The 18,347-nt window shown below is 61.4% G+C and carries 20 protein-coding genes and 1 pseudogene; 8 read left to right on the forward strand and 13 right to left on the reverse strand.

The features are described from left to right. Window position 1: 1 nt before the first annotated feature. Genes ACRESH_RS15450 through ACRESH_RS15470 form a run of 5 tightly spaced genes read right to left on the reverse strand, consistent with a single transcriptional unit; the run spans window position 2 to window position 4,438 of the window. On the reverse strand, window positions 2-757 hold the full coding sequence (locus ACRESH_RS15450) for an ABC transporter permease (protein WP_431742822.1): 756 nt from the start codon (window positions 755-757) through the stop codon (window positions 2-4). Next, window positions 757-1,956, reverse strand: a complete 1,200-nt coding sequence (locus ACRESH_RS15455; protein WP_431742823.1) for an ABC transporter substrate-binding protein — start codon at window positions 1,954-1,956, stop codon at window positions 757-759. Before ACRESH_RS15455 ends, ACRESH_RS15450 begins: the two co-directional genes overlap by 1 nt. Continuing rightward, a complete protein-coding gene (locus ACRESH_RS15460) occupies window positions 1,922-2,770 on the reverse strand; it encodes an ABC transporter ATP-binding protein (RefSeq protein ID WP_431742824.1) in 849 nt (282 codons plus the stop codon). Before ACRESH_RS15460 ends, ACRESH_RS15455 begins: the two co-directional genes overlap by 35 nt. Then, on the reverse strand, window positions 2,767-3,828 hold the full coding sequence (locus tag ACRESH_RS15465; RefSeq protein WP_431742825.1) for an acyl-CoA dehydrogenase: 1,062 nt from the start codon (window positions 3,826-3,828) through the stop codon (window positions 2,767-2,769). The genes ACRESH_RS15460 and ACRESH_RS15465 overlap by 4 nt, the downstream gene beginning before the upstream one ends. 52 nt (window positions 3,829-3,880) lie before the next feature. Continuing rightward, window positions 3,881-4,438 carry a carboxymuconolactone decarboxylase family protein gene (locus ACRESH_RS15470; protein ID WP_431742826.1) on the reverse strand — a complete coding sequence of 186 codons (558 nt, stop codon included), beginning with the start codon at window positions 4,436-4,438 and terminating at the stop codon, window positions 3,881-3,883. Window positions 4,439-4,543: 105 nt separating this feature from the next. On the opposite strand from ACRESH_RS15470, the gene ACRESH_RS15475 reads away from it, so the two are divergent. Beyond that, window positions 4,544-5,455, forward strand: coding sequence for a cupin domain-containing protein (locus tag ACRESH_RS15475; RefSeq protein ID WP_431742827.1), 912 nt, complete (start codon window positions 4,544-4,546; stop codon window positions 5,453-5,455). A gap of 139 nt (window positions 5,456-5,594) precedes the next feature. Further along, complete coding sequence (locus tag ACRESH_RS15480; protein ID WP_431742828.1) at window positions 5,595-7,220, forward strand: methyl-accepting chemotaxis protein; 1,626 nt, start codon at window positions 5,595-5,597, stop codon at window positions 7,218-7,220. Between the two features lie 116 nt (window positions 7,221-7,336). On the opposite strand, the gene ACRESH_RS15485 is transcribed toward ACRESH_RS15480, so the two are convergent. Continuing rightward, window positions 7,337-7,690: a DUF1428 domain-containing protein gene (locus ACRESH_RS15485; RefSeq protein ID WP_431742829.1), complete on the reverse strand. Its 354-nt coding sequence runs from the start codon at window positions 7,688-7,690 to the stop codon at window positions 7,337-7,339. 269 nt (window positions 7,691-7,959) lie between these two features. Here ACRESH_RS15485 and ACRESH_RS15490 point away from each other — a divergent pair, with 269 nt between their 5' ends. After that, a complete protein-coding gene (locus tag ACRESH_RS15490; protein WP_431742830.1) occupies window positions 7,960-9,699 on the forward strand; it encodes a dipeptidase in 1,740 nt (579 codons plus the stop codon). A 159-nt stretch (window positions 9,700-9,858) separates the two neighbouring features. Here ACRESH_RS15490 and ACRESH_RS15495 read toward each other — a convergent pair whose 3' ends face one another. The 4 genes and pseudogenes from ACRESH_RS15495 to ACRESH_RS15510 all read right to left on the reverse strand — a co-directional run. After that, on the reverse strand, window positions 9,859-10,515 hold the full coding sequence (locus tag ACRESH_RS15495) for a DUF2931 family protein (protein ID WP_431742831.1): 657 nt from the start codon (window positions 10,513-10,515) through the stop codon (window positions 9,859-9,861). Further along, a complete protein-coding gene (locus ACRESH_RS15500) occupies window positions 10,508-10,774 on the reverse strand; it encodes a hypothetical protein (protein ID WP_431742832.1) in 267 nt (88 codons plus the stop codon). The genes ACRESH_RS15495 and ACRESH_RS15500 overlap by 8 nt, the downstream gene beginning before the upstream one ends. After that, complete coding sequence (locus tag ACRESH_RS15505; protein ID WP_431742872.1) at window positions 10,764-12,032, reverse strand: T6SS phospholipase effector Tle1-like catalytic domain-containing protein; 1,269 nt, start codon at window positions 12,030-12,032, stop codon at window positions 10,764-10,766. Before ACRESH_RS15505 ends, ACRESH_RS15500 begins: the two co-directional genes overlap by 11 nt. Window positions 12,033-12,206: 174 nt before the next feature. Then, window positions 12,207-12,278, reverse strand: a pseudogene (locus ACRESH_RS15510) (PAAR domain-containing protein); the annotation flags it as partial. A gap of 490 nt (window positions 12,279-12,768) precedes the next feature. On the opposite strand from ACRESH_RS15510, the gene ACRESH_RS15515 reads away from it, so the two are divergent. After that, on the forward strand, window positions 12,769-13,110 hold the full coding sequence (locus ACRESH_RS15515; protein ID WP_431742833.1) for a DUF6124 family protein: 342 nt from the start codon (window positions 12,769-12,771) through the stop codon (window positions 13,108-13,110). Between the two features lie 46 nt (window positions 13,111-13,156). Here ACRESH_RS15515 and ACRESH_RS15520 read toward each other — a convergent pair whose 3' ends face one another. After that, a complete protein-coding gene (locus ACRESH_RS15520) occupies window positions 13,157-14,038 on the reverse strand; it encodes a LysR substrate-binding domain-containing protein (protein ID WP_431742834.1) in 882 nt (293 codons plus the stop codon). A 105-nt stretch (window positions 14,039-14,143) separates the two neighbouring features. Here ACRESH_RS15520 and ACRESH_RS15525 point away from each other — a divergent pair, with 105 nt between their 5' ends. The 4 genes from ACRESH_RS15525 (at window position 14,144) to ACRESH_RS15540 (ending at window position 16,630) form a co-directional block, all read left to right on the forward strand. Then, window positions 14,144-15,115, forward strand: coding sequence for a DMT family transporter (locus ACRESH_RS15525; RefSeq protein WP_431742835.1), 972 nt, complete (start codon window positions 14,144-14,146; stop codon window positions 15,113-15,115). Between the two features lie 78 nt (window positions 15,116-15,193). Next, a complete protein-coding gene (locus ACRESH_RS15530; protein ID WP_431742836.1) occupies window positions 15,194-15,673 on the forward strand; it encodes a VOC family protein in 480 nt (159 codons plus the stop codon). A 64-nt stretch (window positions 15,674-15,737) separates the two neighbouring features. Continuing rightward, window positions 15,738-16,049, forward strand: coding sequence for a chorismate mutase (locus ACRESH_RS15535; RefSeq protein WP_431742837.1), 312 nt, complete (start codon window positions 15,738-15,740; stop codon window positions 16,047-16,049). Continuing rightward, entirely contained in the window at window positions 16,046-16,630 is a 585-nt protein-coding gene (locus ACRESH_RS15540) for a nucleotidyltransferase family protein (protein WP_431742838.1), read from the forward strand. Before ACRESH_RS15535 ends, ACRESH_RS15540 begins: the two co-directional genes overlap by 4 nt. Here the strand turns inward: ACRESH_RS15540 and ACRESH_RS15545 are convergent. Together ACRESH_RS15545 and ACRESH_RS15550 are read right to left on the reverse strand one after the other, a co-directional pair. Beyond that, the gene (locus ACRESH_RS15545) at window positions 16,587-17,291 is read right to left on the reverse strand and encodes an alpha/beta fold hydrolase (RefSeq protein WP_431742839.1); all 705 of its coding nucleotides are present in this window, start codon (window positions 17,289-17,291) and stop codon (window positions 16,587-16,589) included. The genes ACRESH_RS15540 and ACRESH_RS15545 overlap by 44 nt on opposite strands. A gap of 66 nt (window positions 17,292-17,357) precedes the next feature. After that, entirely contained in the window at window positions 17,358-18,275 is a 918-nt protein-coding gene (locus tag ACRESH_RS15550) for a LysR substrate-binding domain-containing protein (protein ID WP_431742840.1), read from the reverse strand. Between the last annotated feature and the right edge of the window lie 72 nt (window positions 18,276-18,347).

Raw genomic sequence — 18,347 nt, forward strand, 5'->3', positions numbered from 1 at the left:
CTCAGGCATGCACCCAACGCCGATGCAACCCACGAGCCAGGGCATCAAGCATAAAACCCAGCACCCCGATCAACAGCACCATGGCCATCAACTCCGAGTATGCCAACCGGTCCCGGGTATCGAGGATGAAGTACCCCAACCCGGCGCTGACGCCGAGCATCTCGCACGGCACCAGCACGATCCACAGAATGCCAATGGCCAAGCGCACACCGGTCAGCACATGGCCGATCACGCCGGGAATGATCACCTTGCACAGGGTCTCCCAACGGCTAGCGCTGAGGCTGCGGCTCAGTTGCAGCCAGCGTGGGTCGAGCTGACGCACACCGGCAGCAGTGTTGAGCAGGATCGGCCACAACGCGGCAAAGGCCAGGAGGAAGTAGATCGGCTGGTCGCCCACGCCCATCAGCATCACCACCACCGGCATCCACGACAGCGGCGAGATCATGCGCAGGAACTGGAACGCCGGCGTGGTCGCCGATTCAAGGTGGCGATAGCTGCCCACCAGCAACCCCAGCGGCACGCCGATCAACAACGCCAGCAGCAAGCCGATCAGGATGCGCTTGAGGCTGACCCACACATGCTCATAGACCTCGCCCTGCTCCAGCAGCTCGATCAGACTGGCCAAGGTCGCCTGCGGCGAGAAACGCGCCGACAGACCATCAGCCTCGCCGAACAGGTGCACGCCCAGCCACCACAGCAACAACAACCCGAGCAAGCCGGCAGCCCCCAGGGTGCCATGCAGTACATGCTTACCCATCAGACCGCGAACTCCTCGCTACGCTCAAAGCTGTCCGGCAAGCCGAAGGCCTTGAGCCCACCGACTGCCTCGATGCTGTTACGCACAAAACGCTCGTCAACCAGATCACGGGCCGTCTGTTGCGGGTCGAGGCCGGCGAGGAAGCCCTTGTCGCCTTCTATCAGGGTGTTCTGCAAGCGACGCACCAATTCCTCGGTGTAGCTGGGGAACGGATACGGCTGGAAGTCGATGCGCTTCTCGTCCCACTGCCCATGCTGGATCGCGCCGCTGGCGATGTAGACCGCACGGTCATCGGCAGAGGGTGCCAACACCTGGCTCAGCACCTGTGGGGTATGCGGGGTGTAGCGGTTAGGGCCGGCCTTGGACAGCAAGGCGGCGGCTTCGGCGCGGTGATCACGGGTCCACAGCTGGGCCTTGACGATGGCATTGACCACCTTCTGCGACCAGTCCGGGCGGTTGTTAAGGTCGTGCTCGTGCATGAACACCACGCAGCAGGCGTGGTTGCGCCAGATGTCACCGGTAAAGCGCTGCACGCGGCCGACCTTGAGGTCTTCGGCCAGGGCATTGAACGGCTCGGCGACGATGTAGCCGGCAATGCGTTTGCTGGCCAGGGCCGGCGGCATGTCCGACGGTGGCAGCACTACCAGATTGACCTCATTGGCGGCCAACTGCGCGGTGGTCGGCTTCGACACCGGCGTCAGGCCATGGTCGCGGAACAGCTGCTGCACCACCACGTTGTGAATCGAATACCAGAACGGAATCGCCACGCTCTGCCCGCCCAGCTGCTTGACCTCGGTGATGCCCGGGGCCACGGTCAGGCCCGAACCACCGACATGGTTCCAGGCCACTACCTTGGCCGGCACCTTGCTGCCATAACGCGCCCAGACGGTCATCGGCGAGAGCAGATGAATAACGTTGACCTGGCCGGAGATGAACGCCTCGATCACTTGCGCCCAACTGCGCAGCAGTACCGGCCGTTCGGCCTTGATGCCTTCGGCTTCGAACAGGCCATTGTTATGGGCTACCAGCAACGGTGTGGCGTCGGTGATCGGCAAGTAGCCGATGCGCACCGGTGCATCCGGATTGCTGGCAGCACGCGCCTGCAAACTGCTCAGCAGCGGCAGGGCGCCACCCGCTGTCAGCAAGGCACTGAGCTTGATGAAGTCACGACGAGTGTGAGTGAAGTCGTCCAGGCACATGGGCAGTCTCCGACGGCAGCGGCAAAGGTTCAGGAGTAGGTTCAGGAGTGCGGCTGGCCCGCCGAAGGGTTTTGAGGATGTTGATACGCAGCGTGCCCAGTTCCTCGACCCGCTGCTCGCGGGGTTGCGCCAGGTCAATGTGCCATTGGCCGAGGGTGCGCGCCGGGTGGTTGCCCAGTAGCAACACGCGATCGGACAACAGCAGGGCTTCGTCGATATCGTGGGTGATCAGGATCGCCGCCGTGTTGTGCTGGGCGATCAGTTGCAACAACAGTTGCTGCATGTCGGCGCGGGTTACTTCGTCCAGAGCGCCGAAAGGTTCATCGAGCAACAGCACCTGTGGCTGACGTGCCAGGCAGCGGGCCAGCGCGGTACGCTGGGCCATGCCACCGGAGAGCTGCGCCGGGTACTGCTCGCGGGCGTGTTGCAGGCCGACCGCCTCGATGGCGTGGTCGATCCGCGCGCGGCGCTCGCTGGCCGCAATCCTGGGCTGACGGGCGAAATCCAGGCCGAAGGCGACGTTCTTTTCCAGGCTCAGCCAGGGCAACAGGCTGGGGTCCTGGAACGCCACCGCCAGGCGCGGATGCGGCCCCTGCAGCGATTCACCGAGCAAGCTGACGCTACCACTGCGTGCCTGCTGCAAGCCGGCCAGGACCCGCAACAGGCTCGACTTGCCGATACCGCTGGGGCCGAGAATGGTGATCACCTCCCCCGGTGCCAGTTGCAGGTCGAAGTCTTCCAGCACACTCTGCCAACCTTGTTCACGCGGGTAACCGAGGCTGATCCCGCGGGCTTCGAGCAACACCTGGGTCATGCTGCCGACGCCTGCCGCTGCAGCTCGGCGCGCAACTGCACCAGGCTTGGGGTAACGATCGGCACGAATGCCGACTCGCGCCAGCGCCGGGCGAAGCCTGCGCCATAAGCACTCAGGTAGGCCTTGCCGCCGCTGGCCTGCAGTTCCAGTTGCACGGCATCGGCAGCCGTCTCGGCCAAGGTGATGCGCAACTTGAACAAGGCCGCCGGCTGGGTCAGGAAGCGGCCATCGAGCAGGCCATTTTTCAACTCGGCGACGGTGTTTTCCAGGCGCTCGCCTAACACACTCAAGGCCTCGCCGAGGAACGAACGCACGCCTTGCAGGTGGCTTTCCACTTCACTCAACGAGCGCCGCGCCAGGCCGATGGCCATACCGCATTGCAGACCGAGGAACGAAGGGCGAACCGCGGGCAGGAACTGCTTGGCGTTCTCGTGCAGCAGCCAGTCACGACTGATTGCTACCTGCTCGAAATTCAAGGCTGCGGTGTTGCTCGATTGCAACCCCATCAGTTGCAGATCGTCCGAGCGGCTGAGCCCGGCAACGTTGTCAGGGATCGCCAGTACAAACGGTGAAGCGCCCTCCTCTTCAATCGCTGCTGCTACGACAAAACCGCCCTTGCGCAGGTTGGTGACCCAGTGCAGGCGCCCGTCGAGGGCCCAGCCCTGCGCATCCGCGAGACCTTTGACTTGCAGTGCTTCGATGCCAGACAGGTACTTCATGGCGTTGGACAGCCCGGTAGCACCGGCCAGCTCACCACTGAGCAGGTTCGGCAAAAGGCGCTCGCGCAGGGCGGCATTCGGACTGTGCAGCAGGTATTCGATAAAGGCGCGCTGGCCCCAGAATACGAAGGCTGCGGCCAGGGAATGGCTAGCGACATTGGCAACGGTTTCCACCGCGTCGGCGACCGTGCCGCCGCTGCCACCCTGGGTTTGGTCGATACCGACGCGCAGCACCTGCGCCACCGCCAACTGCCCCAACACTGCCTGCGGGTCACAGTGCCCCAGATCGAGGGCTTCGGCCTCGGCATCCAGCCACGTGGCCAATGCGGGATCGAGCATGTCGTTTACTCCTTTAAAAAAAGCGCCAGCCGGCACCGGCGCCAAGGGATCGTTATGCCGAAGGCTGCCAGCGGTACTTGCTCAGCTCGTCATTGAGCGGCGTCTGGGCGAACACATTAGCAAAGTTGCACAGGGTGGCGAGACTCACCCCGAGAATCACTTCCAGGGCATGACCTTCGCCATAGCCGGCTTCACGGAAGGCGTTGTAGCCAGCATCGCTGACATTGCCGCGGGTGGCGATGATTTCACGGGTGAAGGCGGCCAGGGCTTCAAGCTTTTCCTGCGGCAGTTCGCCGCGGGCACGCAGGGCATCGACCACCTCTTGCGCCAGCTTGGCTTTGTTCAGGGCCACCGCGGTGTGGCCGGCCACGCAGAAGTCGCAGCCGTGGTTGGTGGCAGCCACCAGTTGCACCACTTCGCGCTCGGCCAGGTTCAGTTCGGCCTTGCCGTTGAGGGCCGAAACGGTGACGTAGGTTTCCAGCGCAGCCGGAGCGTTGGCCAGAACGCCGAGCAGGTTGGGAACGAAGCCCGAGTTCTTCTGGGCGTTTTCCAGGAAAGGGCGAGCGGCTTCAGGGGCGCTTTGCAGCGTGTGGAGTGTAACGCGCGACATGGAGTGGACTCCTGCATACTAGGGTGTCGCACAAGTCTGTTGGTTATAAGAATTACCTTCCATATTCTATAGTCGTTATTACTTGCTCCTGAGTCTTTCCCTTAGATGATTTCCTCCAGCCCCCTTGTCGATTGGTTATTAGAAAGCCTTGAGCTAGACGCCAGCCTGTTCCATGTCGGGCGTTACTGCGGTGGCTGGCACGCCAGCACCCAGGGCCTGGCGCGGGCCAGTTTTCACCTGGTGGTCCAGGGTCATTGCTGGCTGCATATTGCCGGCCAACCCCAGGCCATTGCCCTGGAAGCAGGTGATGCGGTGTTCCTGCTGCGCGATCTTGAATACCGGCTGTCTGGCACCGCCGACTGCGAACTGGCCCGCCAGCAGCCGCGCATGACCATGTTGCCGCTCGACAGCGAGGCCAGTGACGGCGTCGGCTTGGTGTGCGGGTTCTTTCACTTCCAGCCTGGGCTGTCGTCGCTGATCATCGAAGGCCTGCCCGACTGGCTGATCCTGCGCGCCGGCGACCCAGCCCTGAGCGCTGCCACCGCGCTGTTCGAGCTGATCCTTGCCGAGTGCCAGCGTCAACCTGCGCCCTCCTCGGCCTTGCTTGAGCGCTTGAGCCATCTGCTGTTTCTCTATGTGCTGCGCCAGCAGGTAAAGGCAGACCTGCCCATGGGCGGACTGGTAGCCCTGGCCCGCCACCCGCAATTCGCCGCCCTGGTCGAGCAGTTGATTGAACACCCCGAGCAGTCCTGGCCGCTGGAAAGCATGGCCGCCTGCACCGGGCTGTCGCGCTCGGCCTTCTTCAAGCGCTTCAGCGAACTGGCCGGACAATCTCCAGGGCAAGTGCTGCTGGCCCTGCGCATGCGCCATGCCTGCCAGTTGCTCAAAGCCCATAACACGGTCGAACAGGTATGCGCTGCCGTGGGTTACCAGTCCATCGCCGCCTTCACCCGTGCCTTCAGCAAGGCCATGGGTGTGCAGCCGGGGGCTTACCGGCGCCAGCATGAGGGGCGCTGAGGCAAACTGCGTGCGGTAATCGAACACAAGCGAACTCCAGCCCTCAAGTCCATCCAGGCAGACTCCGATAGCACACCACCCACCGCCGATTGCTCGGCACAGTGTGGTGCTGATAACAATTAAAAGGAGTACTGCCTGCATGTTCGCCGACCTGAAAATCCGCACCGGGATGTTCTGGGTGCTATTGCTGTTCAGCCTGACCCTGCTGTTCTCCACCGTCAGCGCCTGGCGCGCGGCGGTGGGCAGCGACCAGCAGATCACCGAACTGGACCGCACCGCGCACCAGTCGGACCGGCTGAACAACGCCCTGCTGATGGCGATCCGCGCCAGCGCCAACGTTTCCTCCGGCTTTATCGAACAGAGCGGTGGCCACCAAGACAGCGCCAACAAACGCATGGCGCTGTCCGCACAGCTGATCGACAACAGCCGCGGTCTGATCGATGAACTGGTCGCCAACGCCCAGGACCCGGCACTCAAGGCCCTCGCCGTGGACCTGCAAAGCACCTTCGGCGCCTACGCCAATGCCGTCGCCGGGCAACGCGAGGCGACCCGGCAGAACGACCTGCAACGCTACTTCATCGTCAACACCGACGCCGGCAACGCCATGGCCCGAATGCAGGCCCTGCGCCAACAACTGGTGGCGGCCTTGAGCGAGCGCAGCCAACAGATCATGCTCGAATCCGACCGGCGCCTGAGCAATGCCCAGCTACTGAACGTGGTGCTGGGCTTGGTCACTTTGCTGCTGGCCGCGCTGTGCTGGAGCTTTATCGCGCGACGGGTACTGCGCCCACTGGCTGATGCCGGCCTGCACTTCCAGCGCATCGCCGGTGGCGACCTCAGCGTGCCGGTGGCGGTGCACAGCCGCAACGAAATCGGCCAACTGTTCAGTGAACTGCAGCGCATGCAGCACAGCCAGCGCGACACCCTGGGGCAGATCACCGGCTGTGCGACGCAACTGGCCGCGGCTGCCGAAGCCCTCGATGCGGTGACCGAACAGAGCGCAAGCAGCCTGCGCCAGCAGGACCAGGAACTGGAACAGGCCGCCACCGCCGTCACCGAAATGACCACGGCAGTGGAAGAAGTCGCGCGCAATGCAGTGACCACCTCGCAAGCAGCCACTGCCTCCAACCAACTGGCCGAGCAAAGCCGCCAACAGGTCGGCGAAAACCTCGACGGCACTCGCGCCATGGCCAGTGAAGTGCAGACCAGCAGTGAGCGTTTGCAGCAGCTGGCCGGGCAGATTCGCGACATTGGCCAGGTGCTGGATGTGATCCGCTCGGTGTCTGAGCAGACCAACCTGCTAGCACTCAATGCCGCCATCGAAGCGGCACGTGCCGGGGAAGCCGGTCGTGGCTTTGCCGTGGTCGCGGATGAAGTACGCACCCTCGCCTACCGCACCCAGCAATCGACCCAGGAGATCGAACAGATGATCGCCGGGGTGCAGCATGGCACCGAAGCGGCGGTGACCTCGATGCAGGCCAGCACCCAGCGTGCCCAGTCGACCTTGGGCATCACCCAGGCGTCGGGTCAGGTGCTTGAGGGGATCTACAGCGCTATCGGTCAGATCAATGAACGCAACCTGGTGATCGCCAGTGCTGCTGAAGAACAGGCGCAAGTGGCCCGTGAAGTGGACCGCAATCTGCTGAACATTCGTGAACTGTCGGCTCGCTCGGCGACGGGAGCGCAGCAGACGCGGGAGGCGAGCCAGACGCTGTCGGGGTTGGCTGCAGAGCTGACGGCGTTGGTGGCGCGATTCAGGGTTTGATCCGCTGTTTTTGTAGGAGCGGATTCATCCGCGAAGGGTCGCAGCGCGGCCCCAGAAGCCGGGCCTGCTGCGCAGTCCTTCGCGGATGAATCCGCTCCTACAGGGCAGCGTATGCCCTACACATCCACCAGAATATTGAACCCACCAAAGATCAGCCGCTGCCCATCAAAGGGCATCGGGTTCTTGTCAGGCTGCAGCCGCGGGTCTTCCATCATCTTCTTCATCCCGGCATCGCGCACCTCGCGTGAAGGCCAGAGGACCCAGGAAAACACCACGGTTTCATCCGGCTTGCATTTCACCGCCATCGGAAACGAGGTCACCTTGCCGTCGGGCACATCATCGCCCCAGCACTCGATAACGCGCTGGGCACCACACTCCTTGAACACCACCGCCGCTTCCTCGGCATGCTGCTTGAACGTCTCGCGGTTGGCCGTAGGCACGGCGAGCACAAAACCATCGACATAAGACATGACGTTTACTCCTGCATTGGGATTGAACCGATCAGGTCGATCTGTGCAGTAGTCGATTCGCTGCCGGGCGATTCGACAGGCCAGGACGTTGACCGACGGGCGGTCAGACCTAACAGCTTTTTCGTTTCTGCGTCGCTTTTGCGTTTATGTGCGACAGTTCGCACTTCAGGGGCTCCTCTAGTGTTTCCTTGTGGTGTTAGTTTGGAGAAATGTCTGCTTCTTGAGGCAGGCACCTCCTACTAACTATCTGCAAAGGAATGCCCCCAGCAATGGATTTCTCATTCAAACACCTGGCCGCCACCACGCTGATGCTGGCCAGCCTTACGTCGTTCACCACGCAAGCGCACGCCAACATCACCCCACAACAGAGCGCAGCCATCCTCAAGACCTTCAACGACGCTTCGGTGAAGAATTTCAGGCAGTTCCTGGCAAGTCTGGCCAAGAGCGACCTGGCTAAAGCCGACAACCTCGGCGCGACCATCACAGCCTTCCTCGGCAACAAGTCCCTGTCGGCTGAACAGCAGAACGAGATCCATCGCCTGCTCGGCCTTTATGCGCGGGTCAAATACGGCAGTGCCGCCACCGAAACCCTGCGCGAGCTGGTTGCAATCCCGACGATGCGCGTCGACGGCGTTGCCCAGCACGAGAACCCCGAATTCATCAAGATCGCTGACAAGATCAAAGCCCTGGCCCAGGCCTTCAACCTGAACTTTCGCAACATCGATAACCGTGTCTATGAAATCTCCTTCGACGGCAGCGGCAACGAAGTCGTGGGCATCCACGCGCATGCCGATGTAGTCCCCGTGACTCCGGAAAACTGGGTACTGCAAGACGGCACCAAACTCGATCCGTTCAAAGTCACCCTGATCGGCGACCGCATGTATGGCCGCGGCACCGAGGATGACAAGAACGGCATCGTCGTAACGCTCTACGCGATGAAGATCATCAAGGAAGAGCAACTGCCGCTGGCGCGCAACTTCAAGCTGCTGGTGGACACCACCGAAGAAACCACCGGCGATGCCATTCCCTACTACTTCGAACACAACCCGACCCCCAACTACAACCTGGCGCTGGATGGCGGCTATCCGGTGGTGATTGCCGAGAAGGGCTACGGTACCGTCATGGCCAGCTTCCCTCGCCGCAGTGCAGAGGGCAAAGGCGCCGAAATCACTTCGATGACCGGCGGCCTGGCGACCAACCAGATTCCGTCGACCTCGGTCGCCACGCTTGTCACCGACAAGCCCGACGAACTGGCCGCCAGCTTGCAGAAAGCCGGCGCTGATTATGCCAAGCAAAATGGTGGCAACTTTGGCGTGACCGCCAAGGTCGTCGGCAAGGACGTTCAACTGACCGTCACCGGCGTTTCCGCCCACTCCTCCGAGCCCGAATCCGGCGTCAACCCGGTGGCCCGGATGCTCGGCTTCATCCACAGCCTCGACGGCAAGGTTGCGCTCAAGCACAACCAGATTACCGACGCGGCCCGCTATGCCGCCGACAACTGGGGCCTGGACTATCTGGGTGGCAAACTGGGGGTCGGTTTCTCCGATGCTTTCATGGGACCACTGACCACTTCACTGACCTATGTCGGCACGGATGAAAAAGCCTTCAAACTGGCCGTCAACCTGCGCGTGCCGGTCGGCAAATCGCCTGACGTGCTCAAGCGCGAAATCAGTGAAAAACTGGGTGCCTGGAGCAAGAAAACCGACGTAAGCGTGGCTTTCGACACCGCCATTGCTGAGCCGATGTACCGCAACCCCGAGGGTGAGTGGGTCAAGGCGCTGCTGGCGGTGGCCAGTGAAAATCTGGGCATGGAACAAAAGTTCGGCACCTCAGCGGGCGCCACTTCGGTGCATGAATTGCCCAATGGTGTGCAGTTCGGTCTGGCCATGCCTGACGTCAAATACACCGGCCACAACGACAACGAGTTCAAGACCGTTGAACAGTTCATGCTCGACCTGCAGATCGTCACCGAGATGATGGGGCGTATCGGGCAGTTGCCGAAGCTTTGAGCTTGCTGCGGGCCCGCTGTTCTGGCGGGTCTTCAGCACGGTAGGAGCTGGCTTGGCCTGCGATGCAAGGCAAGGCCTTGCCAAAACCGGCCACACTAATCTCCTTTCAAGCCACCCTCCGCTGTCCCCCAGAAATTGAGCTTACAGAGCTGGGGGGGTTCACCAAGAGCCATAGGGAATCCCGTATTTCTCGAGGTAGGCTTGGGACTCTGGTTCCAATGGCAACGCATATTGGCCGTTGCTCCGGCCTCCATCCGGACCTTTCTTCACGACGGTGCCCTGCACTCGTGCGACATCGATAGCTGACAAGCACGGTCCCATGAGCCAGACCCTGGCAATCCCACCTGGTGCCAAGCCGACGGTCAGCACATCGCGATAACCAGTGATCCACATCGCGTCTGCTTGGCAGAATGCCTTCTCGCCCTTGACCATCGCCTGCCGAGTGGCCTCCGGGATAACGATATAGGCCTCGTAGGTCTGCGGCTCGGCCAGGGATTGCCAGCGCACATAGATCAGGCGTGGCAGGTCAGCGCCCAGTACCTGTTTGCCTTTTCCTGCCCCTGGCCGCTGCGGCCAACCCCGTGGATTGCCTTTAAGGTTTTTCGGGGTGTTGATCGCGGCTATACCGCTCATGGCGCGGCGAAAGGCACGGTCCTGTACGTCCACCGCATCAGCGGTTTCGATCCACACCTCCATGTAGTTGGGCGCAAACAAGCCTAGTCGCCACGAGTCGTAAGGCAGCCGGTGGGGACCGTTGGCACAACCGGCCAACCAGACCATCATCGCCACCAAGAGCAGTGTCCTGGGCTTACTCATTGGGGTGCTCCATGCGCCGCATCCCCGCGGCCGGGCGGTTGATGAACACGACATCCAGCGCGCTGTTGTTCCAGCCTTTGGCGGCATTCCAGTTGGCCGAGAGGTGGATGTAGCGACGGCGTAACAGGGAGGTTTCTTCGGTGGTCAGGGAGGTGTAGGGCTCACCCAGGGCAAAGGCCTGCAATTTGGTGGCAATTGGTTGCAGTTCGCTGGGCAGAGATAATTCAGGTAGGCGATCGTTAATTTCGTCAAACGCCACCCCGGCGCGTACCCCCCCATTCACGCATGATACGCAGGTACACCAGCGACAACTCGTTGCGCACCTGACGCTGGCTGACAATCGCGGCATACACGCGCTTTTCGGCCTGGGTGTCTCGCTTACGGTGTTGGGTCTGCACCGACCAGGTGACGATATCGAGCCCCTCGGGCGGTACATAGGCCAGCCAGTGGCGTGACTCGTGACTGAAGCGTTGCTGGGTGCGCGAGTAGGCCGCAGAGTGTTCATTGGGGAGGCCGTTAACTTCTAAGCTGCTGTCGGGCTTACTCAAGAGCAGCTTCTCGCGGGACAACGGCAAGTAGCCACCGCCGATGTCCGAATGGCAGCCGGGAAGGACGATGTCCTGCTCGGCCTGGGTCAGGGAGAAGTTGTGGCGGTACTCATCGTCGGCCACCAGATGAATCACTTTGCGCGCCATGCCCGGCGCGAGCCGCAGGTTGAGCCCCGGGTTGTCGGCATTGTGCGGGCTGAAGTCGCGGTCACGCAGCGAGACGATGCCCGCTACCGTATCGAACAGGCCAATGAAATTGAGGACGACATCGTTGCGATGGCGCCAGGCAAAATCCCTCGCCAGTAACGGCGAGCCTGCAGGCAGCGAGCGGGCCAGCAGGCTGCCTGACCCTTTGAGCAGATCATTGGCACAGTGCCGTGCCGCTGCCGCCCCCCGGCTGAAGCCGAACAGATCCACCTCGATCCGACGAATTTTGAGGCCGGGGTTACTGTCTTGTAGCAATCGTATTTGCTTCAGAACCAGCGCAGGCATCTGTTCGACCCGCGCTACCACGCCAGTGCCCCCCTGACCGGTGCCCTGGCTGTAGAGGGAATCCACTAGACCGCTGCTAGTACCGATACCTTCGATATACACCGGTAAATAGGCCTCTTCGGTCCCAGGCGGCAGCTGTTCCTCAGCCTGATCCGGATAAAGACTATAGAGGCGTGCAATATTGCTAACGTCATTGCCATAGCTGTTGTCCGGTGAGCTGCCATCGCCGTCAAAGCCAAAAGCGGCGCAGTGTTGGCGAATGTCCTCAGCGGTTTCCTCCGTCAGGCCGACATTGGCGGCATAGCAATCAGCGGTGGCCGCGCTGTTGGCCTGGTTGTTGCCGGTACCGTCGAAGAACAGTCCCAGGCGCAGGACAATGCCAACGTCCTCCAGCGCCTCTTCTTCCTCCTCTTCTTCCAACAGACTGTTGGTGACTGGCGCAGGGGCGGCGCCCGTCGGGCTTGCTGCGAGCGGCATCGCCGTCACACTCGCTGAGGGGGTATGGGCAGTCCTGGCAGTACCCCGCTCGGACTGGTAGGTCGCGCTATCCAGGGAGGGAATCAGCCTGGCTCGGCAGGGGCAACTGCTGATGCTGTCCAGACTACCTGCTACAAGCCGGCCGTGACTTTCAATGTAAGAAATGCCGCCGATGATTCGGTAAACACCCTGACTCTTGCCACACGTAACCCGATCGCCCTCGCGCACATGGTTGCGGCCAAACATGATGACGCGTTGGTCTGCTTCCAGCACTGTGCCACCGCAGGTGGTTCTATCGCCCAAGCGAATGAAATGTCCTGTAGCCACTGAATTCCCTCTCCAAAGTATGCGGAGGGCGCAGATTATAGGTTGGGTGGTATAGCCGGGTATGTCAGACGTTTCCGAAAAGTGTTTCCAACGCGTTAAATGCGACGGGCCCCAGGTGGCTGCCCAACTCCAACGCTTGAATCCCACCCCCAACCCCGTTACCCTCCTCCGCGTCGCTGTAAATCCAGCGACCGGGTTTGGTAGCCCAGGTGATAATCAAGGCGCACAAGCGTCCTATCCGAACAGTTGGCGCTTTTTTTGTGTCCGCTGTTTCGTGTTATGGCGGCTGTGCGTAGGGCGCATTCGTGCGCGCCGGTTTCCTTGATTCCCGGTCTACCAACCTGCGTACAGCCGTCACCATTCGTTTGGTAGCGATACGTGGCGGCTCCACCAATCAAGGAGCTCCACAATGACAAAAATAGTCCCCGATCCCCCACCCACCACCCAAACCAGCACTACCTTCGGCTCCTGCAACGGCAGCCACGATCCGCTCTTCGCCGTCCGTGCCGGTGTCTCGTCCGAAGACGCCCTGATCCACACCTCCATCCTGCTCAAAAGCGCTTACCAGACCAACGCCCACGCCTGTGACAGGGTCGATGCCGAAGTGCGCGGCTTGCTCTGGGCCACTGAGCAATCGCTGGAGATGAGCCTGGCGCTGGTGGAAGCGCTACTGGATGAAGTCGAAGCACGCTCGGCAACGGCGGCAGTGCTGCGCCGCACGCTGCAGGCGGATCAAGCCTCGGTGAAGTAGCAACCACAGGTTGATTCAGGGCCGCCGATGCGGCCCATCGCACAGGCTACTGCGACAGGAAGCTGACCAGTTCACGAGCATGGGTACTGAGGGACTCCCAACCCTTGATGCACAGCCGCAGTTCAAGCGTCGCCCAGCCCTCTTCAAGCAGAACCACACGCACCGGTAGTTCTTGCTCCATGCGCAGCGCGGTGGTCTCCGGCAGCATGGCGATCCCAGCGCGTTGAGCGACCAGTTGGGCGATGGCTTCGAAGCTGGGCGCACGTACGCGGATCTGCAAGGGCATCGCCAGTTTCATCGCCCGTTCTTCGACAAAGCGTTGCATGGCCCGCTCGGCCGGCATGCCGATGAAGGGATAACCCAAGGCATCGCGCAGGCGTGTCTGTTCACGTTCTGCCAAAGGGTGCCCGGTCGGCACCAGCATCACCAGCCGCTCGCTGCGAAACGGCAACGACAGCACACCATCGCTGATGACGCTGCCGTCATACACACCGATCTCGCATTCGCCAGTGAGCACGGCACGCATGACGTCCGCGCTGCGGTACTCGGTCAGTTGCAGATCGACTTCCGGGTAGTCGGCCAGGAACGAGCCAAGCACTGCGGGCAACAGGCTGCTGGTGGTCACGGTGGTGGCGGCCAGGCGCAGTGTGATGCGGCGTTCGCCGGCCAGTTCCTTTAGCGTGTCCTGAAGCTTTTGCGCCTCGCCGAGTACGCTGCCAGCCACTTCCAGCACCAGGCGACCGGTCGGGGTGAGTTGCATGCCGCCGGCCGTGCGGGTGAATACGGTGACGCCGCAGCGCTCCTCGAACAGACGCAGGCGGGTGCTGGCAGCCGAGACAGCAACAGGGATGCTGGCGGCCGCCTTGCTCAGGCTGCCGGAAGCGGCAATGGCGCTCAGCAGGCGCAAATCGGAGAGATCAAAGTGCACTGGATTTTCTCTTTTGGCGAAGGCTTCGTTCTGGAAAATGCGATTCTGTGTGGATTGCCTTCACTTTAGAATAACGCCTGTACCTTCTCCTTTGTCGGGCTGCTGATGAATAAATTACGTGGGTTCTGCCAGCGTTGCGTCGAAAACGGCAGTCTGTTTGCGGTGCTGTCGGCACTCGGTTTCAGCCTCAAAGCGATTTTCGTCAAGCTGTCTTATGCGGCCAGTCAGGTGGATGCAATCACCCTGCTGGCGATGCGCATGGGTTTGTCGTTGCCGCTGTTTGCCTGGCTGGTGTGGGCCAGCCGCGGCCCGGCCAATGCGCCGCTGAGCCTGGGTGACGGCGTGCGGGTGCTGCTGCTGGGGTTGTTCGGCTATTACCTGGCGAGCCTGTTCGACTTCTACGGGCTGCAGTACATCAGCGCCGGGCTTGAGCGGCTGATTCTGTTCACTTACCCGACCCTGGTCCTGGTGTTCCAGGCCATTGCCCTGCGCGAGCGCCCTACCCTGCGCACCCTGGCGGCGATGGGCTTGTGCTACTTGGGCCTGGGCATCGCCTTCGTGCATGACGTCAGCGCCACCGGGATGGGCGGGCAAGTGATGCTGGGGGCGGCATTGGTGTTCGCCAGTGCAGTGACCTATGCACTGTATTACTCGGGCACCGGCATGATGCTCAAGCGCATGAGTTCCATGCGTCTGGCCGGGCTTGCGGGCGGTGCTTCGTCGTTGATGGTGCTGACGCACTATCTTGTGGCGGCCGATACCCCCCTGCTCTGGCAACTGCCCACTTCGGTGTGGGTGTATGCGGCCTTGATGGCGGTGGTTTCCACGGTATTGCCAATCTATTGGGTGGCGCTGGCCATTCAACGCATGGGCGCAACCCATACCGCAGCGGTCGGCAATCTGGGGCCGGTACTGACCGTGCTGGCGTCGTGGGCGATATTGAGCGAGGAAGTGTCGCTGTATCAGATGATCGGGCTGGCCTTGGTGTTGTTCGGGGTTTCGCGGCTGAAGCCGGTGCGGGCGAAAGGCGCGCTGCAGGTGTCTGAACAGGCCGCCAGCGCGGCGCAAAAAACATAGGGTTGCTGATCGACCAAGGAAGTCCGGCTGACTGTGCGTCTACACTGTTTGTCCCAGTCCCGGTTTCGGAGACCCACGATGACCAGCAAAAATACGATTTGCCTGTGGTTTGACGGCACAGCGCAGGACGCTGCGACGTTCTACGCCAAGACCTTCCCGGACAGCGCGGTGGTGGCCGTCCATCACGCACCTGGCGATTACCCTTCGGGCAAGAAAGGCGATGTGCTGACGGTGGAATTCACGGTGATGGGCATTCCCTGCCTGGGGCTCAACGGCGGTCCGATGTTTCAGCACAGCGAGGCGTTTTCGTTCCAGGTTGCTACGGATGACCAAGTCGAAACGGATCGTTTGTGGAATGCTATTGTCGGCAATGGCGGACAGGAAAGTGCCTGCGGCTGGTGCAAGGACAAATGGGGGCTTTCGTGGCAGATCACGCCTCGCGTGCTGACGGCGGCGATAAGCAATCCGGATCGAGCGGCGGCCAAGCGCGCGTTCGAAGCGATGATGGAAATGCGCAAGATCGATGTTGCGGCAATTGAAGCAGCGTTGAAGGGATAACCTGCATTGCGTCAGCCAGGTAGCATGTCCAGTTCGTTTCCTTACCTGTCAGGAGAAGTCTCACATGGACGTACAGTGCACATCGATCGAAGAGGTCCGCCAGCGTATCGACCGTATCGACCACGACCTGGCCGCCCTGCTCGCCCGACGCGGCAAATTGGTCACCCAGGCCGCGTCGTTCAAGAAAACCACGGCCGATGTCCGCGCTCCGGCACGGGTCGAACAGGTAATCACCAAGGTGCGCGGCGTCGCCAACGAAACGGGTGCTTCGCCTGAGGTAGTTGAGCGGGTTTATCGGGCCATGATCGACGCATTCATCGATGAAGAACTGAAGACTCACGCGACCCTGCACAATGCGCCAGGGAGCCGCACATGACATTGACTGTCGAGAGGTTGGTCAACATCGCCATGGCCAACCCGATCAACGCCGAAATCATTTCCCGCCTGCCTTCGTTGGCTTTGAACCAATGCATGCTCACTGCCGGCTGCCTGTTCCAGGCCGTGTGGAATCATCAGGCGAACCAGCCGAGCGCATGGGGCATCAAGGATTACGACGTTTTCTATTTCGACAATGACCTGTCCTGGGAGGCCGAGAACGAGGTCATTCAGGACGCTCAACGGCTGTTTCAGGACCTTGAGGTGAATGTCGAGGTGAAGAATCAGGCCCGCGTTCACCTCTGGTACGGCGAGCGATTTGGCAGGCCTTATCCGCAGCTTCTGTCCGCCAAAGACGGTGTTGATCGTTACCTGATTGCCGGTACCTGTATCGCGCTGGATGCCAAAACCGGTGAAGTCTATGCACCTTACGGCCTGAGCGACATTGAGCATGGGTTGCTGCGGATCAATCCGAAAAACGCGCAAGCTGATCTGTTCGAACAGAAGGCGAAAAGCTACCAGGCGCGCTGGCCGTGGCTCAGGATTCTGGACCCTGTACCGCTTGATCCAGAAAATCGCTGATCATGGGCACCAGCCACTCGGTACGTGATGTCACCTGCATATGATCGGTACCGGGCAGCACAACCAGCTGTGCATGCGGCAACAGTCGGAACATTTCCACTGCATGTTCGGGCTGGATAACGTCGGCGTCGCCAACCACCACCAGCGTCCGCGCCGCGATGGTGCCAATCGCATCGCTGGGGATGTCTTTGAAGTCGCGCACGCGTTGGGCTGCCTTGTCATGCATCAGGCGCAGGTTTTCAGGATGCGGCGCGACCTTGAGATACTCGTCCTGCAGCTCCTGAGGCATGTTTTCCAAAGTGGCGTTGGCCATCGCTTGCCACAACCACGGGTAGGCGCCGGCACGGTTGACCAATGCTGACGCCAACACAAGTTTGCGCACGCGTTGCGGGTGCCGGATCGCCACCTGCAAGGCAATGGTGCCGCCATTGCTGAAACCGAACAGGTCCGCCTGGTCGATGTGCAGGTAAGCCAGCAATGCGGCGGTATCGTCGGCGGATTGCTCGAATGTGAACGGGCGGTCGACGATATCTGCGGTGTGGCCGTAACCTTGTTGTTCGAAGGCAATGACCTGGCGCTCGGCGCCGTGGACCTCAAAATAGAGTTGCAAGCCGTTGATGGGGGCGTAGCCAGTTTGGATGGGATGTTGGGCCTGATTCATGACACAGCGCTCAGTGAGTTGAGAAGTCGAACACGAACAAGCCGATCCCACCGGCCAAAAATCCGTTCAGCCCAATTCTGGCAGGCTATAGCGCTCGACAAAGTACTGGCGAAAAAACTCCACCGCCACCCGCACCTTGGCCGAGCTGGCCAATGGCGAGGTGTACACCGCCCAGATATCCGCCGGTTGATGATAGTCCCCCAGCACCTGGACCAGATGCCCGTCCGCCAGGCTGTCATGTACATCCCACCACGAACGCAGCAAGATCCCGCGGCCATCCAGGCACCACTGGTGCGCCACCTCGCCATGGTTGCTCGACAGACTGCCGGTGACCCGCACGCTCTCCTCGCCATTGGGCCCTTCCAGCTGCCAGATGCCGAAAGGATGGTCGCGCTCTTTGATCACCAGGCAATCGTGGCTGCCCAGCTCGGCCAACACTTTAGGCATGCCGCGCCAGGCCAGGTAGGCCGGCGAGGCGCACAGCACCCGGCGATTCCTGGCCAGGGGCTTGGCAATCAGGTTAGGCGCAATCGTGTTGCCAACGCGGATATCCAGGTCAACACCCTCTTCGATCAGGTCGACCAGGCGATCGTGAACATCCAGACGAATGTCCAGGCGCGGATAGCGCTCGGCCAACTCCGACAAGGCCGGCGCTACGAAGCGCCGCCCCAGGCCCAGGCTGCTGGCAATGCGCAGCTGTCCTGTCGGCTCACGGTGCTGGGCGCTGATGTCGTCGCCCATGCGTTGCACCGCGTCGAAGATCTGCTGCGCCCACTGGTAAACCCGCTCGCCCTCCTCGCTCACTGTCACCCGTCGGGTGGTGCGATGCAGCAGGCGCACTTCCAGGGTTTGTTCGAGCACGCGGATGCGTTTGCTGATAAAGGCTGCCGACATGCCCAGTTCGTCGGCCACGGCGGCAAAGCTGGCGCGTTTGGCCACCTGAAGGAAAATATTGAGGTCGTCGAGGCTTGGAAGATTATTCACGTTTCGTGTTCTAAGAATCTATGAATGGCGAGATTATCTCTGAATGAAGCCCTTATAGCATGGTCCGCACCT

The sequence above is a fragment of the Pseudomonas sp. genome (genome assembly GCF_050739775.1).
GTDB lineage: Bacteria > Pseudomonadota > Gammaproteobacteria > Pseudomonadales > Pseudomonadaceae > Aquipseudomonas.

Bases quoted from the DNA above. Each gene is read 5' to 3' on its own strand.
- ACRESH_RS15450 (WP_431742822.1), bottom strand. From the start codon at position 757: ATGGGTAAGCATGTACTGCATGGCACCCTGGGGGCTGCCGGCTTGCTC.
- ACRESH_RS15455 (WP_431742823.1), bottom strand. From the start codon at position 1,956: ATGTGCCTGGACGACTTCACTCACACTCGTCGTGACTTCATCAAGCTC.
- ACRESH_RS15460 (WP_431742824.1), bottom strand. From the start codon at position 2,770: ATGACCCAGGTGTTGCTCGAAGCCCGCGGGATCAGCCTCGGTTACCCG.
- ACRESH_RS15465 (WP_431742825.1), bottom strand. From the start codon at position 3,828: ATGCTCGATCCCGCATTGGCCACGTGGCTGGATGCCGAGGCCGAAGCC.
- ACRESH_RS15470 (WP_431742826.1), bottom strand. From the start codon at position 4,438: ATGTCGCGCGTTACACTCCACACGCTGCAAAGCGCCCCTGAAGCCGCT.
- ACRESH_RS15475 (WP_431742827.1), top strand. From the start codon at position 4,544: ATGATTTCCTCCAGCCCCCTTGTCGATTGGTTATTAGAAAGCCTTGAG.
- ACRESH_RS15480 (WP_431742828.1), top strand. From the start codon at position 5,595: ATGTTCGCCGACCTGAAAATCCGCACCGGGATGTTCTGGGTGCTATTG.
- ACRESH_RS15485 (WP_431742829.1), bottom strand. From the start codon at position 7,690: ATGTCTTATGTCGATGGTTTTGTGCTCGCCGTGCCTACGGCCAACCGC.
- ACRESH_RS15490 (WP_431742830.1), top strand. From the start codon at position 7,960: ATGGATTTCTCATTCAAACACCTGGCCGCCACCACGCTGATGCTGGCC.
- ACRESH_RS15495 (WP_431742831.1), bottom strand. From the start codon at position 10,515: ATGAGTAAGCCCAGGACACTGCTCTTGGTGGCGATGATGGTCTGGTTG.
- ACRESH_RS15505 (WP_431742872.1), bottom strand. From the start codon at position 12,032: ATGCCGCTCGCAGCAAGCCCGACGGGCGCCGCCCCTGCGCCAGTCACC.
- ACRESH_RS15515 (WP_431742833.1), top strand. From the start codon at position 12,769: ATGACAAAAATAGTCCCCGATCCCCCACCCACCACCCAAACCAGCACT.
- ACRESH_RS15525 (WP_431742835.1), top strand. From the start codon at position 14,144: ATGAATAAATTACGTGGGTTCTGCCAGCGTTGCGTCGAAAACGGCAGT.
- ACRESH_RS15530 (WP_431742836.1), top strand. From the start codon at position 15,194: ATGACCAGCAAAAATACGATTTGCCTGTGGTTTGACGGCACAGCGCAG.
- ACRESH_RS15535 (WP_431742837.1), top strand. From the start codon at position 15,738: ATGGACGTACAGTGCACATCGATCGAAGAGGTCCGCCAGCGTATCGAC.
- ACRESH_RS15540 (WP_431742838.1), top strand. From the start codon at position 16,046: ATGACATTGACTGTCGAGAGGTTGGTCAACATCGCCATGGCCAACCCG.
- ACRESH_RS15545 (WP_431742839.1), bottom strand. From the start codon at position 17,291: ATGAATCAGGCCCAACATCCCATCCAAACTGGCTACGCCCCCATCAAC.